We start from the raw sequence: 16,343 nt of genomic DNA, 5'->3' as shown, positions 1-16,343 counted from the left end.
CACGTATGAGAAGGAGACACAGATGTCCGTCACAACCACCCGAACTCTGCCCGAGGCGCAGCAGTGGCTGCGCGAACACCTCGAGCAACGCAGAAACCCTTTCAATGCCATCGATCACGATGCCGCCGCGCGGCACATCGAAACGCTCCCTGGCACTGACCCCGAGTCCTGGGCCGGGCACTGGCTGGCAGGAGCGGAGGAATTCGCGACCCGGGCAGAGCACGCCGAGGCAAGCGACGATCGCGAGCAAGCGCTGGAGAACTGGTGGCAGGCATACCAATTCGCGTTCCTGGGCCGCTATCCCTCCCCGCTGCACCCGGCCAAGCTCCATGCGTACGACCGGGCCGTGGAGTACTTCGGGCGGGTGTCCGCGCTGGAGCACACACCTGTCCAGCACGTCGAGTTGCCCTTCGACGGGCGTCCCGGAGAAGGCGATGCGGTGCGGTTCTTCGTGGCGCGTCCGCCCGGGGCAGCGGTGCGCCCGCCGGTGGTCCTGATGTGGGGCGGGATCGATGTGTGGAAGGAGGAAACCTACGCGCGCGGCCGGATGCTGCGTGAGCGCGGGTTCGCGACCCTGCACATCGACAAACCGGGGGTGGGGCAGTCGCCGGTGCTCGCGGGCCGCGACGCCGAGCGACAGTGGGATCCGGTCTTCGCCTGGCTGCGCGAGCAGCCGGACCTGAACTCCGAACGGGTTGCGGCACTGGGTCTTTCGTTCGGCGGTTACTGGGCGATGAAGCTCGCCCACACTCATCGCGAACAGCTGGCCGCCGCCGTCAACTGGGGCGGCGGCATCCATTTGACGTTCCAGCCAGAATGGCAGGAGCGCAGCCGCAATGCCTCGTCCTACCTGATGGACCTCATGCCTGCGCGGGCACGCATCTTCGGCGGCAACAGCTTCGAGGACTACGTCGCCCGCTGCCCGGAGCTGTCCCTGCTCGACCTAGGGGTGCTCGACCGACCGTCGTGCCCGCTGCTGCTGGTCAACGGCAAGGACGATCAGCAAAACGCCTCGGCGGACCTGTATTTGGCGCTCGAGCACGGGGATCCGAAAACGGCCCGCATGTTCCCGGGCGGCCACATGGGTCGGGGCCCTGTGCTCGAGACTGTCGTCGACTGGCTGACCGAGCGACTCAACTGACCAACGATCGAGGAGTGCACCGTGAGCAACACCAGCTTGATTACACATCTGCGGCACGTCGATATCGCGATGCCGAACTTCACCGAACAGCGACGGTTCTACACCGAGCTGTGGGGTTTGACCGAAACTGCCAGTGACACAGGCGTTTCTTTCCTGGCGGCCGAGGGCTCGCCGGAGCAATACGTGGTGCGGCTGCGCCAGGATGCCCAGAAGCGCACCGATCTCCTAGCCTTCGGTGCCGCGGCCGCTGCCGATGTCGACACCCTCACCGAGCAGTTGATCGCGCAGGGTGTGCGGCTGGTGCACGAACCGAAACTGCTGGATACCCCTGGGGGCGGCTACGCGGTCCGCTTCTTCGACAACGAGGGGCGCGTCGTAGAGGTCTCCGCCGATGTCACCCCGCGGCGGCACCGCAAGATCGAGGCCCGCGAACCCGTTCCGGTCCGACTGTCTCATGTGCTGATGAACTCGCCCACCCCCGAGGCCACGGTGGCCTGGTACATCGAACACCTGGGGTTCCGGCTTTCGGACACCATGTGCCTGGGAGCCGACCGCGAGATCATGTGGTTTCTGCGGTGCAACAATTTCCACCACAGCTTCGGCATTGTGCGCGGACCGCATGCGGCGTTCCACCACGCCTCCTTCGAGATGCGTGGCATCGATGAGTACATGCGGGGGACGGGACGGATGCGGCGCCGGGGTATCGAGCGCCTGTGGGGACCGGGTCGTCACCGCGCCGGTGACAACTCCTTCAGTTACTACCTGGATCGGGCCGGTAACACCGTGGAATACACCACCGAGCTGGAGATCCTGGACGAGGACACCTGGCACCCGCACATCTACGACCTGCGTGACCCCGCTAACGCGGACCAGTGGGGCACGGCCAACGAGATGGACGAGTTCATTGCGGCCAAGTCCCACAACGACATCGACCGTGGGCTGTTTCTCGCCCCACCGATGTGACCGCGAACGAAAGGAACGTTTCATGACGCGCCTGCACACCCGGCTGGTCGGCAGCTGGCAGTTGGCCGACTGGAAGGTGTTCACCCCGGCCGGGCCCACCGATCCGCCGCTCGGGCCGGCCGAGCACTGCACCGGATTGCTCATCTACACCCCGGAGGGGACGATGAGCGCCCACCTCACGCTGCGGGACCGCGCGCATTTCGCCGACGCCTCGCTCGACGGTGGGACTGTCCGAGAGAAGGCCGATGCCTACAGCTCGATCATTTCCTATTCCGGCTCCTGGGACGTCGACGAGCCGACCGATACGGTCATCCACCACGTTCGGATCGCGACCTTCCCGAACTTCGTGGGTACGGACCTGAAGCGCCTATGTGTCTTCGAGAACGACGACACCCTGAAGCTGGATACTCCACCCATGGCCATGGGTGGTACGGCACGGCCCAGTTACATCGTGTGGCAGCGCCACATTCGGAAGGACACCTGATGCGCCCCGTTCGCCGAATTGTCACCGGCCATGACGACTCGGGTCGTCCGGTCATCGCCGAGGACGCCGATTGCCCGCACATCCAGACCACGGCGGGCGCGCAGGTGATCAACCTGTGGCTGCACGACGGGACGCCGCGCAACGACACCGCCTACGCCGATCCGGTCGGCCCCGACGTGCCGCTGCCGCCCCCCGACGGCGGCGGGCTGCTGCGCGTAGTCGAATTCGGGCCGCACGGGCAGGGTACGGCGCCGCACCTGCATCGGACCCGCTCTCTCGACTACGCCTACGTCATCGCCGGGGAGATCGTGGCCGTCGTCGGCACGGACGAGACCGTGCTGCGCGCCGGTGACGCGCTGATCCAGCGCGGCACAACCCACGCCTGGGACAACCGTTCCGATCTGCCCTGCACGATCCTGTTCGTCCTGCTGGACGCCGAACCGCTGGTCGACGCGGAGACGGCCGTGCGGTGACATACTGACACCAGCGCCGCCCGCCACGCGCCGCGAAAGTCCGTGGCGGGCGACCACCAAGGGAGGTGAATGCCGTGACGGCGCCGCTGCACAACTTCCTCATCACCAAGTCGCAGAACCCGGTCGATCTGCTCAACGCGGCCACCCGGCTATTCGGCGGCTCGATCACCACCTCGCCCTTGGACGGGCTGTGCGATGGCGATCATGAGCTGCGCGGGGTCAGCGCGCACGATTTCGCGGCCGGGTACTTCGCCTCCCCACTCGATGTGCGCGTGGTCTCGGCGGCCGGCCGCCGGTCCTACTTCGTGAATATCGGGGTGGCAGGCACGATCGAGGCGATCAGGGGGAGCCTGCGGGCGACCCTCGACTCGATGACTGCCGGGGTCGTCAACCCTGGAGATACTCAAGAGCTCAGGCCGTTGGGTGCCGGAACACGGTTCCTTGGGCTGCGGATCGACGCCGCTCTGGTCGATCAAGAATTCGCCGCACTGACGGGGCACCCCCCGGTGTCGACGGTGCGCTTCGACTTCGCTCTCGACCTCGGCAAACCCAAGGGCCGTGCCGTGCGGCTACTGGTGCGTTCCCTGGTGGAGCAACTGGACTCCGACGACCCGCTGTTCCAGCGCGCGGAGCTGCTACGCAGCCAGCTCCGATGCATCGTCACCGCCCTGCTACTGGCCCAGCCGCACTCACACACCGATGAACTGCGTGACGGTCCGCAACCCGGCTACCCGCGCTCCTTGCGTGCAGCCCTCGCGTTCATCGACGCGAACCTCACCGAGCACATCGGTCTCGGCGACATCGCCGCGGCCGCCGACTGCAGCCCGCGGACCCTCAGTTCCGCATTCCGCGACCGGCTCGGCCTGTCACCGATGTCCTACATCCGCAACCTGCGGCTCGAGCGGATCCGTACCGACATCCTCGGCTCCACCGACCAGGTCGGCACGATCGCCTATCGGTGGGGCATAACCCATCTGGGCCGCTTCGCCCGCGAATACCACGACCGCTTCGACGAACTACCCTCCGACACCGCGGCCCGCAGATAACAGCCAGCCTCCTGCCCGCTGCGCTCGCGCGCAGGTGCGGGTATCGCCCCAGCTGCGCACCGAGCTGCCGACTACGAGCTTCGTCGCCTGCCGCCCCTGCGTGTCCGGATCCTCGTGGCGCCCAATTCCATCCAGCAACCATTCGTCAGGTTGGGAAGCGCATCGAGAAGATGCTGCAGAACATCGCCGGCCGTACGAGCAGTCGCCTCCAGACAGCAATCGGACAATTCCCTGCTGTGAAGGTGATGCGATGACCTCCCTGCTATTTCGACGGCAGGGCGCTGTCGAGACCACCGACATCGGTGATCTTCCAGTCGTTGTTGCGGTCGACGGTGACACTGTAGGTAATCGTCATCTGGCTGCCCTCCGGTGTCTGCGCGCTGGTGGAGTTGACGGTGAGGAAGACATTGACCTTGTCGATTCCGTTGGTCGTCGACATCACCTCGGCGGCGATCGGTGCAGCGGTGGAGGTCCATTTCAGCGGGACCAGGATCTCCTGCAGCTTGGGTGCGGTGGCGTCGAATTTCGCGGTGAGTTGAGGGGTCGTGTTGGCCTTCAACTTCGCCACCCAGGCGTTGACGTCCTGGTAGTTGATGTTCGACGCGCCCAGGGCGTACTCGGTGGCGATCTGCTCGAAGCGTTGCTCGTCGGCGGCACTCGCGCGCAACCGCGTCAATTCGCCGCGCGCCGATAGCCACAACCCACCGGCGGTGAGAACTGCGGCGATGAGCGCAACGACCGTCGCGAGGCGGACGGCAGTCGAGACGTTGACCGATATGACGTGCTCGGGTCGCGGCACGACGGCGGCGGGGCTCGCATCCGCGGTGGATTCATCATCGCGGCGAGCGGACACGATTTCGGTTGACCCGACGGCGGCACCGTCTTGCGAATTGTCGACTTCCCGCCGGCGGAGGCCGAATCCGCGCCCGACATGCACCGAACCGCGTCGCTGGACTACGCCTACGTCATCGAGGGCGAGATCTACGCCGTCCTGGACGACGACTCGACATTGATGCAGGCCGGAGACGTCCTGATCCAGCGGGGGAACCAATCACGGATGGGTGAATCGCTCGGACCGCCCGTGCCGAGTGCTGTTCGTGCTCTCGGACGCCGAACCGATCTCGTGTGCAACCTAAAACCGCGCCATCGACAGGAGATAGCCTCTGGGTCGACTCGCACTTCTTATCCCGACTACCCGGGGCCGACCTCCGCCGAATTCGGTTCATCCAGTGCACAACTGATCAGCAGTTGTGCGGTGTGTGCGATGTGATCGCGCAAAAGTTCCTGTGCGAGGTCGGCCTGGCGGGCCAAGGCCGCGTCCAGCAGTGCGCGGTGCTCGCCCGCCAGGTCGCGGTCCGGTTCGTTGCCGAAGGACACCGACCATTGCAGGTAGAGCTCGGCCTCTTGACGCAACGCTTGCGCGGTGTCGAGCAACCGGCGGTTGCCACAGCCGGCCAAGAGGGCATTGTGGAATGCGACGTGCGCTGTCGACCACTCATCGGTCGGATGGTTCGGGTCAGCAGGGTCTCGGAACTGCGCTCGTTCCAGAAGGTGGTGCGCCGCAAGGGCATCCGCCTCCCAGCGCATGTCGCCGTCGAGCACCGACAGCTTCAGCACCAGGGATTCGATCTCGACGCGAGCAGTGGTCAGATCGGCCAGATCCTGATGCGACAGCGGCCGTACGAGGTAACCCTGATGCGCCTTCGTCGTTACCAATCCTTCGGCCGCCAGTTTCGTCAGTGCCTCGCGCGTGGCACCCACGCTCGCCTTGTAGCGCTCCGACAGCTCCGGAAACTTCAGCCGCGCCCCAGGAATCAGCCGCCCACCGAGAATGTCGGCCCGCAGCGCCTGGTAGACGCCGTCTGTGCGAGTCGTTCCGCTGCTCTTCACCATGCGACCACGGTAGCACCATACGAAACACCATTAAGGTATCGAAACTTGATCGATAGTTTCGAAAGTCACCAGCCGCATCCCCCGCGCCGAGCGAACATGGAGACCCAGGGTTATCCGCAACCCCGCGGCAACACCTGTCATTTTTACGAAAGCCACTTGAACTATCGAAACAAGGTTGCTACTTTCGAAAGTGACTCAAGGCACAACAACGCGCGGGGAGGGCATCGCCCACCCCCTGACCCAGGGAGCACGCATCGTGCGATTCGCCAACATCTCCGACCGACTATCACTGGTTACGGCATCCGACGCCGTCGTGGATATCGCACAGGCGAGCTCGGACCGGTTCGGTCCGACGATGCAGGACGCCTATGGCCGCTGGGACGAGCTGGTCACCTTCTGCTCCACAGTCACCGACACCGGTCGACCGCTCGCCGATATCCCCTCGTCAGCGTTCGGCAATCCGGTGCCACAGCCGCGGCAGATCTTCGCGATCGGACTGAACTATGCCGATCACGCAGCCGAGTCATCGTTCGCTGTGCCCGAAGAACCACCGGTCTTCACCAAGTTCGTGACCTCACTCGCCGGCCCCTACGGCACCATCGAGCTCCCCAAGGGGAAAGTCGACTGGGAAGTCGAGCTCGTGGTCGTGATCGGCCGCGAGGCACATCGTGTCCCAGCCGAAAACGCCTGGCGCTACGTAGCGGGCGTGTCGGTGGGACAGGACCTTTCGGAGCGTGACCGCCAGCGCGTGGGCCCGTCCCCGCAGTTCAGCATGGGCAAATCACATCCGGGGTTCGGTCCGATCGGACCGCTGCTGGTCACCCCGGACGAATTCGACAACCCCGACGACCTCGAATTGGGCTGCCTGATCAACGGCGAGCAGATGCAGAAGGGCAAGACCTCCGACATGGTCTTCCCGGTGCCGGAACTGATCGCACGACTGTCGGCGATCACGCCGCTGCTGCCCGGTGATGTCATCTTCACCGGCACTCCCGCCGGCGTCGGTCTCGGGCGCACTCCCCAACGGTTTCTCGCACCGAACGACGAATTGACCAGCTATGTCCGCGGCGTCGGCGAGATGCGGCACCTCCTGGTCGCCGGTCACTGACCGCACAACGTTTCGAAGGAGCAGGCAATGGCGCTGCATCGACTGTCCTCAGTCACCATCGGGGTTCCAGACCCGACGACTACTCGGGACTACTACACCGAATTCGGCCTCGCCCCCGCCGACGACGGCTGGCTGGCGACCCGAGACGCCGGTGACCAGCTTCGGCTCGTCACCGCGCCCAGCCGCCGCCTGGTCGAGATCGTGATCGGTGCCGACGATTCCGACGATATCGCCGCAGCCGCGACCCGATTGCGGAGGCTCGGGCTGCCGGTGGACCTGACTAGCGGATCTGTCACCGCACTGGAACCGGTCGCTGGCTTCCGGGCAGTTATTCGAGTCGACGATCGGCTGGTTCAGCCGGCACAACCTGCCACCGCCTACAACGGACCCGGCCGGATCGAACGCGGCAACCTCCGCGCCTCTGGTGTCCTGCGGGAAGATCCGGTACGTCCGCGCAAACTCGGCCATGTCGTGATCGGCACGATCGACTTCGACGCCACCCGCCGATTCTTCACCGACGGACTCGGGTTCAAGCTCTCCGACGAGATCAAGGGCCACGGGGCGTTTCTGCGGTGCTCGACCGACCACCACAACGTGCTCGTCTTGAAGGCACCGGTCAACTTCTTGCACCACACCTCCTGGCAAGTCGACGACATCGACGACGTCGGGCGGGGCGCGACCGCGATGCTGGAAGGCAATCCCGAACGTCACGTGTGGGGCCTCGGTCGCCACCACGCGGGGTCGAACTTCTTCTGGTACCTGAAAGATCCAGCGGGCAACTTCGCCGAGTACTACTCCGACATGGACTGCATCGTCGATGACCAACTGTGGATCCCGCAAGCCTTCGAAGGCGCCAAGGGCTTGTTCAACTGGGGACCGCCACCGCCGCCGTCGTTTCTGCACCCCGAAGACCTCGCCGCGCTGATGACCGGCGCCCACCACGCCGGCTGACCCAGATTCATTCCATTCAGGAGACGATGATGTCCCAGCAAGAGATTCACGACTTCGTACAGGTCGGTTATGGTCCGGTCGGCCAGACCATGGCCGGGTTGCTCGGTAAGGCCGGGTACTCGGTGGCAGTGTTCGAGCGCTGGCCCACGCTGTACGGGCGTGCCAGGGCGGGGCACATCGACCACGAAATCATGCGGGTCTTCCAATCGCTCGGCATCGCCGAACGCTTGGAGGAGGGCATGTTCCGCGCGACCAAGTACGTCTTCCGCAATGCCGCGGGCGAAACGCTGATCACCTTCGATTGGGACCGTGACGGCATCTCCGGTTGGCCGTCGGATTACATCATGTACCAGCCGCTGATCGAGGATGCACTCGATGACGCCGTACGGGCACTCCCTACGGTCAGTATCCATCAGGGATGGGAGGCCGTCGCGCTGGTCCGCCACGCCGACCACGTCGAGGTGGAGTTCCGTTCGGTGCGCCTCGGCGCCGAGGGCGAGAAGGTCTTGGGTGACGATGTCCGGATCGTTCGAGGGCGATATCTGATCGGGGCGGACGGCGCCAACAGCTTCGTCCGAGGCCAGATCGGTACGGGGCAGCAGGATTTCGGCTTCCGTGAGACCTGGCTGGTCTGCGATCTGGAGCCGCTCGAGCCCCTCGATTTCGGCTTCGACAACGGCCAGATCTGCGATCCGGCACGCCCGCATTGCCTGTTCCAGTTGGGTAAGAACCATCGACGCTTCGAATTCGCCCTGCTGCCGGGAGAAACCGCCGCCCAGATGGAAAGCCCCGAAGTGGCGTGGGAGTTGATGGCGCCCTACGGCGTCACCGAGAAGAACGCGAAACTCGTTCGACAGGCGATCTACACCTTCGGGTCCAAGCTCGCCGATCGCTGGCACGACGGACGGATCTTCCTCGTCGGCGACGCGGCGCACGTCATGCCCCCGTTCATGGGGCAGGGCATGTGCTCCGGAGTACGCGACGCCAATGCCCTCGCGTGGCGCCTCGATCTCGCCTTGCGTGGCATAGGCGGCACCGATGTGCTGGACTCCTACCGCACCGAGCGCGCACCCCACGTGGCTACTTTGATCGGGATGTCCATCGAGGCAGGGCGAGTCTCCTGCACCTTCGATCCAGAAACAGCGGCCGCACGAGACGAAGCCTTCCGCCGGGGCGATGTACCGCCCCCGCCGCCCTTCCCACATATCGAGTCGGGGCTGCTCGGCACCGACGCCGGTACGGATATCGCGGGAACCCTTGCCCCGCAAGGCCGCATCGCCATCGGAGACATCATCGGGCGATTCGACGACGTGCTCGGCACGGGTTGGGTACTACTGCTGGCGCCGGGCAGTGACGTCGACATCGACGCCCATCGCACCGCGGTGCTGGAACATCTCGGCGGCAAGGTAGTGACGCTGTCGGCGCCCGGATCCGGTGGCGCGGTCGTCGATATCGACGGCTACTACGCCGACTACTTTGCCGAACACCGAGTCGTCGCCATCCTGTACCGGCCCGACTTCTACATCTTCGCGGCCACCGATGAACTCGCGGCGATCGCCTCGCTCGTCGATCAACTCGAGACGAGCCTCGGCGCGGTCGTTCCCGCACAGGTCGCTCGATGACCGAGCCTGCGTGGCGCGCCGAGGCCCAGGCGCACAAACGCGCTATGCCCTTGCAACGACTCACCGGCAATGGCATGGACTACGCCGATGTCGTCGACCTGTACGCCCGCGTCGACGCCGGGCAGCCGTGGGCGGAAGCCGCGGCTGAACTCGGCGCGATCAACGGTCAGCGCGCCAGGGTGGCTCAGTCCCGGGGACATACCAAGAGTGCGCGGCAGTGGCACCTGCTTTCCTCTGCTTGTTATCGGGTCGGCCAGGTTCCACTGCCCGACAATGATCCGCGCAAGTCGGCCATGTATCGATTGCTGATCGAGCACTTCGCACACGCGGGCGCGCTCAGCGAGCCGATGGTCGAGCATGTCGAGATCCCGTACCGCGACGGCGCGGTGTGTGGCTGGCTGCTGCGACCACCGGATGTCCCCGCCCCACCGGTCGTCATCGTCACCGGTGGATTCGACGGCTGGCGCGAGGAGTACCGCGTCGGCGCGCAATACCTGCTCGATCGCAACATCGCGGTGTTCCTGGCGGACGGGCCGGGCCAAGGCGAAACTCGCCTGTTCCACGGCTTGTACATGGATTCTGATGTCGCCCAAGCATATTCGACGATGATCGACCATCTGCTCGACGACCGGCGCCTCGCCGGAACAGTGGGCATCTGGGGCAACAGCATGGGTGGTTACCTGGCCGCGCTGACAGCAGCCACCGATGACCGGGTCGCCGCGTGCTGTGTCAACGGTGGCACCGTGCGACCTGCCGAAATCCTGGACCGCTACCGCCGCTTCATCACCAAGATCACCGCGGTCACCGGGATCGACGATCCCGAGAAAGCCCGCGAGGCAATGGAGGAGTTCCGGCTGACACCGGCTCTGCTCGAAAACCTCACCTGCCCATTGCTGGTGCTGCACGGCACCCCGGACCAAGTGTTCCTGATCGGGAACGCACGCGCGCTGTACGACGGCGCCGCAAGTGTCGACAAACGGTTCGACGAGTGGGCCGACGGCGATCACTGCCTCTACAACCACTCGCACGAAAAGCATGTCATCGTCGCCGACTGGTTCGCGGATCGACTCTACGACACCTGATCGCCCCACGCCGCGTCAGCTCGTTGACCCGGCGCCTGTCAACGAACATATCCAACGATGTCGAGCACTGCTGTCCGGGTGCACGACTCGTCTCTAGGGAGACACCATGACCGACAATGACGTCGACGTGATCGTGGTCGGCGGCGGGCCCTCCGGGCTGACCGTCGCCGCGGAGATCGCGGCCACCGGCGCGCAGGTTCTCGTCCTCGAAAAGCGCAACAGCGACCCGGTGTCGCGGGCGGGCACACTGCTGCCGCGACCGCTGGAACTGTTCGACGCCCGCGGCATCGCCGACCGCTTCATCCGCCGGACCTGCGAGATCAATCCGCACCCCTTTCAAAGCTGGCACATCTGGGGCGGCATGCACCCCATCGACTGGACGACCCGCGACTCACGGTTCCAGTTCACCCTGTTCCTCCCGCAACACGAGACCGAACTGATCCTGCGCGACTGGGCCACCGACACAGGGGTCGACATCCGATTCCACCAGGAAGTCGTCGACCTGAAGTACGACGCGGACAGGGTTCTGGTCACCTCCCTCGACTCCGACGGGCAACCCTGCCAGTCCAGTGCGCGTTACGTCGTCGGCGCGGACGGTGGGCACAGCGCGGTCCGCAAACTGACGAACATCGACTTCGAGGGCCGCGATGCCACGTTCACCGGTGTCATCGCCGATGCCGAAATGGCCTTCCCCTGGCCGGGCGGACTTCGTGTCGGGCACAACGAATACGGTTGGCTCACCACCTTTCCCTTCGGTCCCGGACTCACGCGGTTCGTGATGGTCCACCGTGACGACCGTGCCGAACCCAAGTCCGCCCCCGTCACCCTCGCCGGCCTGACCGAATGCGTAAGCGAGATCCTCGGCGAAACCGTGCGTATCCCCGGATTGCGGGCGTCCTCCCGCTACACCGACGCGCAGCGGATCGCGTCCCGATTCCGCAGCGAGCGAGTGTTCCTGGTCGGAGAATCCGCCCGAATTCACTACCCCGCCAGCGGAATGGGCATGAACTATTGCCTGCAGGACGCGTTCAATCTGGGCTGGAAGCTCGGCGCCGTACTCCAAGGCCATGCCGATGAGGCACTCCTGGACACCTACGAGACAGAGCGCCGTCCGATCAGCGTCGATCTGCTGCGCAGCGTCGATGCGCAGGTAGCGATCCAGTTCGATTTCAGCCCCGAGGGCCTCACGCTCTCGGGCGCCCTGCAACAGAAGTTCCTGCCGATACCGGCCGTCAACTCCCAGCTTCAGCTCGAGCTGAACGGCCTCGAAACCCCGTATCCCGCAGAGCAGCCCAGCCACCCCTCGGTCGGGCACCCCGTGCCCGACTTCGAACTGCTCCGCAACGATGGATCCACCGTCCGCCTGTACGAACTGCTGCGCGATGGACGATTCGTGTTGCTCGATCTCAGCGGCACCGGGGTACTCGGCGACCTCGACTCCCCCGCGGTCAGCCTGGTGCAAGCCCACCCCGCGAGGCTGCCCGCCGCGTTGGACCAGGCCACCTGCCTGCTCGTCCGCCCTGACGCCTACCTCGCCTGGGCGACCGAACTTCCGCCCGACCCGGCCGACGTGCTGAGCCGGCTCGGCCAGTGGCTGAACGTTCGAAACACATTCTCACTCAGCACAATCTCGTGAACGGACAACCCCGATGACCGAACGCAGCTTCACCCGCGCACGCACTGACGACCGAGCGCTCATCCACGCAGTAGTCCACCGCTACGCGCACACCGCGCGCGACAAAATGGACTTCGCCGACATGCTGGCACTGTTCACCGCCGACGCCGTGCTCGTCCTGCCCGACGGAACCCCCATCCCACCGTCCGAACTCGGCAAAGTCGTCCGCGACGGCGAAGCCGCCTACATTCGCCACCACATCACCACGGTCGACATCTGCTTCGCCGGACCCACCGAAGCACAGGTGGACACCTTCTTCTTCGCCATCACCGATGAAGCGGCCCCCGACCATTGGGGCGTGTGGCGTGACACCTTCCGCAAGCAGGCCGACACCAGCTGGCTCATTCGGGAACGCGCCATTGTCGTCGAGGGATCGGCACCCAGTGGTTGGTTCCATCGCACCTACGTTGCCCAGGACTGAACACGTGGACACCGACGAACTGAGCCCACAGCAGCGGCAGGTGTACGACGCGATCGTGAACGGACCGAGAGGATCTGGGCCGCAACACTTTCCACTCGTCGATGCGGCCGGTCACCTCCAGGGCCCTTTCGGCCTCATGGTCGAATTCCCCGAGATCGGCGGACCGCTGCAGGCCCTTGGTTCGGCCCTGCGCTACCGAACCGCCCTCACCGATCGAGAGCGCGAAATCGCCATCCTCACCGTCGCCCGCTGTACCGCGAGTCCATTCGAACGGTATGCACACGAAGCTGCCGGTCGCGCGGCCGGATTGGACGAGTCGGAACTCTCCCGACTACACGCCGGAACTTTCGTCACGACCGACGCCCGAGAGGCGGCCGTCGCGATGCTGACCGCATGGGCGGTGGATCAGCCGACACTCACCGGGATCGACCGTGTCACGGCACAGCCGCTCGACCGGACAGCGATCGCCGAGGTGACCGCATTGGTCGGCTACTACCGCCTCCTCGCTCAGCTCATGGGGTTGTTCGATATCGGAGCGCCCGCCGGTCCCAACTGAGCCGATCCCGTCAATCACCAATCTAAGGAAGAACCATGAACGTGGACGTAGTGGTCGTCGGTGGCGGCCCATCCGGACTGATGACGGCCGCCGAACTGGCCGCGGCCGGTGTCGATGTCGTTGTCCTGGAACGCCGGATCGAACCCGTGGGATCGAGGGCGGGCACCATCTTGCCGCGCGTGCTCGAACTGTTCGACACCAGGAATCTGGCACAGACCTTCATCGATCGAGCACGGGCGATCCGGGACAACCCGCTGGTCCCGTTCCATATCTGGGCCGGGCTCCAGCCGCTGGACTGGGGCCATCTCGAATCACGGTTCGGCTACCGGCTCATCCTGCCGCAGAACATCACCGAGGAGCTGCTCGCCGCACACGCATCCGCGCAGGGAGTGCGCATCGTGCGCGGGGCGGTCGTCGAGACCGTCGAGCAGTTCGACGCGGGCGTCGCTGTTCGAGCGCGACTGACCGACGGCACCGAACAGGCCTACTCCGCCCGATACGTCGTCGGAGCCGACGGTGCCCGCAGCATCGTCCGACAGGCGGCGGGTATCGAATTCGACGGTCACGACGCCACATTCACCGGCATGGTGGCCGATGTCGTGCTCGACTTCCCGTGGGACGCACCGCGCGCGAACGGGCACAACGAGCACGGCTGGGCCGCGGCCTTCCCCTTCGACGAGACCGGTCACATCACCCGGTTCAACATCGTGCACGAGCAACGCCGTCACGCCGACAAGTCCGAGGCGGTCACCGTCGCCGAGGTGCACCAGTGCGTGCGCGAGATCTTCGGAGAATCCCTTGATTTCACCGAACTGCGTTGGGGTTCGCGCTACACCGACGAAACCCGTACCGCCTCGCGCTTCCGGGACCGCAGAATCGTGCTGGTCGGTGAGAGCACCCGGGTCCACTACCCCGCCAGCGGTGTCGGCATGAACTTCTGCCTGCAGGACGCGTTCAATCTGGGCTGGAAGCTGGCCGCGGTGATCAACGGCGTCGCCGAGGAATCGCTGCTCGACACCTACGAGGCCGAGCGCCGACCGGTGACCGAAGCGCTGCTGGAAAGCGTTGCCGCACAGTGCGCTATGCAATTCGACTTCAGCCCCGAGGGACTCGCCTACCGCCGCTTCTTCGAACAGCGCCTCTTCCCCCTGCCCGAGGTGGGCCGGACGCTGGTTCGCGATCTGAACGGCCTCAGTTTTCCCTATCCGCGCGAGGCCACCGATCATCCGTTCGTCGGCGAGCGCGCACCCGACCTCGTATTGCAGACCCGCGACGGCCTCGTCCGGGCCGGCGAATTGCTCCGCGGCCACGAGTTCCTGCTCATCGATTGCACGGGTGAAAACCACTACGACGCACTGAAATTCGGTCGGGCACCGGTCCGCGTCGTATCCGGGGTTCTGGCTCCCGCACCGGCCGGCCTGCACGATGTGCGGAGTCTGTTGTTGCGCCCCGACAGCTATGTCGCCTGGGCTGATACCGCCGTGCCGACCCCCGAACGGGCCGCGGCGCAGATCGAGCGATGGCTGAAGGTCGAGCAGTGACCGGGCGGCTGCTCCTGCGCGGAGCGCAGATCGTCAGCATGGACGACGACATCGGCGACTTGGTCGGCGACATCCTCATCGAGGGCACCCGGATCTCGGCCGTCGCCGAGCGCCTGGACGGCACCGACGCCGAGGTGATCGACGGCACCGGAATGATCGCCATCCCAGGGATGATCGACACCCATCGCCACACCTGGCAGAGCGCGGTGCGCCACAGCTACGCCGACATGGATCCGGCACGCTATTTCGCCGAGATGCTGGTCGGCATCGGTGCCTCCTACCAGCCCGATGACGTCCATATCGGCAACAAGCTCGGCGCCGCGGCCGCCGTGAGCGCCGGAACAACCACCCTGGTGGACTGGTCCCACATCCAGAACACCCCGGCCCACTCCGATGCCGCCATCGCAGGTCTGAAGGAAGCCGGTATCCGCGCGGTGTTCGCCCACGGCTGGCCACTGCTGACCGATGACCGTTGGACCAATCGCAGCGAACTCGGCCACCCTGACGATATTCGTCGCTTGCGCAGCGAGTACTTCGCCAGCGACGACCAGTTGCTGACGCTGGCAATGGCGGCTCGCGGCCCCGAGATGGCAGCCCAGGACACCTGGGTCGCGGATCTGCGGCTCGCACGGGACCTCGGCATCCGGACAACAGTGCACGTCGGCGCCTACCCTCACAACGCTCCCCACCGCGCCGTCGCCCAGTACGCCGGCCTCGGCCTGCTCGGCGACGACATGACCTTCGTGCACTGCAGCCGCAGCCACGACGACGAGTTCGCCATGATCGCCGACGCCGGGGCCACCGTATCGCTGGGCGTACACTGCGAACTCAATTCCCAAGGCATGGGCGACATCCCGCTCGACAAGCTCCTCGCCCGCGGCATCCGGCCCAGCCTCAGCGGCGACACCGAAACCAAATGCAGCGGTGACATGTTCACCCAGATGCGCATGCTGTACGCCTACCACCGCTCCTGGATGGGTGGCGGACACTCCGCGGTGGACGGTGTGCCCGAGTTGCGGGTGCGTGATCTCCTCGAGTTCGCCACGGTCCAAGGGGCTAGGGCGATCGGGATGAGCGACAAGATCGGGTCCCTCACACCGGGTAAGCAAGCCGACATCGTCCTGCTCCGCGCCGGCGACCTGAATCTCGGACCGGTGACCAACCCGGTCTACTCGATCGTGCTCGCCGCACACGAGGGCAATGTCGACACGGTGTTCGTGGCAGGCCGGGTCGTCAAGCGCGACGGCCATCTCACCGATATCGTCCCCGCGGCCTTGATGGATTCGGCTCGCCGATCCCAGCAGCAGATCCTCGCCCGCAACCGGCCACCGGCTCGGCAACGCGCGTAGCGCCTCGAGTACAGCCACACGCACGCCCTCTGGAGGAC

The 16,343-nt window shown here is 65.5% G+C and carries 16 protein-coding genes; 14 read left to right on the top strand and 2 right to left on the bottom strand.

Going from position 1 to position 16,343, the window contains the following annotated elements:
- The first annotated feature begins 22 nt into the window (after positions 1 to 22).
- The 5 genes from ACWZHB_RS07940 to ACWZHB_RS07920 all read left to right on the top strand — a co-directional run bounded on the left by ACWZHB_RS07940 (position 23) and on the right by ACWZHB_RS07920 (position 4,107).
- Complete coding sequence (locus tag ACWZHB_RS07940; protein ID WP_427907276.1) at positions 23 to 1,141, top strand: alpha/beta hydrolase family protein; 1,119 nt, start codon at positions 23 to 25, stop codon at positions 1,139 to 1,141.
- A gap of 21 nt (positions 1,142 to 1,162) precedes the next feature.
- On the top strand, positions 1,163 to 2,104 hold the full coding sequence (locus ACWZHB_RS07935; protein WP_427907275.1) for a VOC family protein: 942 nt from the start codon (positions 1,163 to 1,165) through the stop codon (positions 2,102 to 2,104).
- 22 nt (positions 2,105 to 2,126) lie between these two features.
- Complete coding sequence (locus ACWZHB_RS07930; protein ID WP_427907274.1) at positions 2,127 to 2,588, top strand: lipocalin-like domain-containing protein; 462 nt, start codon at positions 2,127 to 2,129, stop codon at positions 2,586 to 2,588.
- Positions 2,588 to 3,061 (top strand): cupin domain-containing protein, encoded by a 474-nt coding sequence (locus tag ACWZHB_RS07925; protein WP_427907273.1) that lies wholly within the window; start codon positions 2,588 to 2,590, stop codon positions 3,059 to 3,061. The genes ACWZHB_RS07930 and ACWZHB_RS07925 overlap by 1 nt, the downstream gene beginning before the upstream one ends.
- Positions 3,062 to 3,135: 74 nt before the next feature.
- A complete protein-coding gene (locus ACWZHB_RS07920; protein ID WP_427907272.1) occupies positions 3,136 to 4,107 on the top strand; it encodes a helix-turn-helix transcriptional regulator in 972 nt (323 codons plus the stop codon).
- 262 nt (positions 4,108 to 4,369) lie between these two features.
- Here the strand turns inward: ACWZHB_RS07920 and ACWZHB_RS07915 are convergent, their stop codons facing one another.
- Positions 4,370 to 5,158 (bottom strand): hypothetical protein, encoded by a 789-nt coding sequence (locus ACWZHB_RS07915; protein WP_427907271.1) that lies wholly within the window; start codon positions 5,156 to 5,158, stop codon positions 4,370 to 4,372.
- Positions 5,159 to 5,298: 140 nt separating this feature from the next.
- Positions 5,299 to 6,000: a GntR family transcriptional regulator gene (locus tag ACWZHB_RS07910; protein ID WP_427907270.1), complete on the bottom strand. Its 702-nt coding sequence runs from the start codon at positions 5,998 to 6,000 to the stop codon at positions 5,299 to 5,301.
- Positions 6,001 to 6,256: 256 nt separating this feature from the next.
- Here ACWZHB_RS07910 and ACWZHB_RS07905 point away from each other — a divergent pair, with 256 nt between their 5' ends.
- The 9 genes from ACWZHB_RS07905 (at position 6,257) to ACWZHB_RS07865 (ending at position 16,305) form a co-directional block, all read left to right on the top strand.
- Positions 6,257 to 7,108 carry a fumarylacetoacetate hydrolase family protein gene (locus tag ACWZHB_RS07905; protein WP_427907269.1) on the top strand — a complete coding sequence of 284 codons (852 nt, stop codon included), beginning with the start codon at positions 6,257 to 6,259 and terminating at the stop codon, positions 7,106 to 7,108.
- 27 nt (positions 7,109 to 7,135) lie between these two features.
- Positions 7,136 to 8,059, top strand: coding sequence for a VOC family protein (locus tag ACWZHB_RS07900; protein ID WP_427907268.1), 924 nt, complete (start codon positions 7,136 to 7,138; stop codon positions 8,057 to 8,059).
- A gap of 29 nt (positions 8,060 to 8,088) precedes the next feature.
- A complete protein-coding gene (mhpA, locus tag ACWZHB_RS07895) occupies positions 8,089 to 9,681 on the top strand; it encodes a bifunctional 3-(3-hydroxy-phenyl)propionate/3-hydroxycinnamic acid hydroxylase MhpA (RefSeq protein ID WP_427907267.1) in 1,593 nt (530 codons plus the stop codon).
- Positions 9,678 to 10,763 carry an alpha/beta hydrolase family protein gene (locus tag ACWZHB_RS07890; RefSeq protein WP_427907266.1) on the top strand — a complete coding sequence of 362 codons (1,086 nt, stop codon included), beginning with the start codon at positions 9,678 to 9,680 and terminating at the stop codon, positions 10,761 to 10,763. The genes mhpA and ACWZHB_RS07890 overlap by 4 nt, the downstream gene beginning before the upstream one ends.
- Before the next feature lie 106 nt (positions 10,764 to 10,869).
- Entirely contained in the window at positions 10,870 to 12,399 is a 1,530-nt protein-coding gene (locus ACWZHB_RS07885) for an FAD-dependent monooxygenase (RefSeq protein ID WP_427907265.1), read from the top strand.
- A 13-nt stretch (positions 12,400 to 12,412) separates the two neighbouring features.
- Positions 12,413 to 12,859, top strand: coding sequence for a nuclear transport factor 2 family protein (locus ACWZHB_RS07880; RefSeq protein WP_427907264.1), 447 nt, complete (start codon positions 12,413 to 12,415; stop codon positions 12,857 to 12,859).
- A 4-nt stretch (positions 12,860 to 12,863) separates the two neighbouring features.
- The gene (locus ACWZHB_RS07875; protein WP_427907263.1) at positions 12,864 to 13,415 is read left to right on the top strand and encodes a carboxymuconolactone decarboxylase family protein; all 552 of its coding nucleotides are present in this window, start codon (positions 12,864 to 12,866) and stop codon (positions 13,413 to 13,415) included.
- Positions 13,416 to 13,450: 35 nt separating this feature from the next.
- Positions 13,451 to 14,956 carry an FAD-dependent oxidoreductase gene (locus ACWZHB_RS07870; protein WP_427907262.1) on the top strand — a complete coding sequence of 502 codons (1,506 nt, stop codon included), beginning with the start codon at positions 13,451 to 13,453 and terminating at the stop codon, positions 14,954 to 14,956.
- Positions 14,953 to 16,305, top strand: a complete 1,353-nt coding sequence (locus ACWZHB_RS07865; protein ID WP_427907261.1) for an amidohydrolase family protein — start codon at positions 14,953 to 14,955, stop codon at positions 16,303 to 16,305. Before ACWZHB_RS07870 ends, ACWZHB_RS07865 begins: the two co-directional genes overlap by 4 nt.
- Positions 16,306 to 16,343 lie beyond the last annotated feature (38 nt).

The sequence above is a fragment of the Nocardia sp. FBN12 genome, assembly GCF_054031145.1.
The sequence above is the reverse complement of the archived record's forward strand: the minus strand, read 5'-3'. Positions and strand labels throughout refer to the sequence as shown.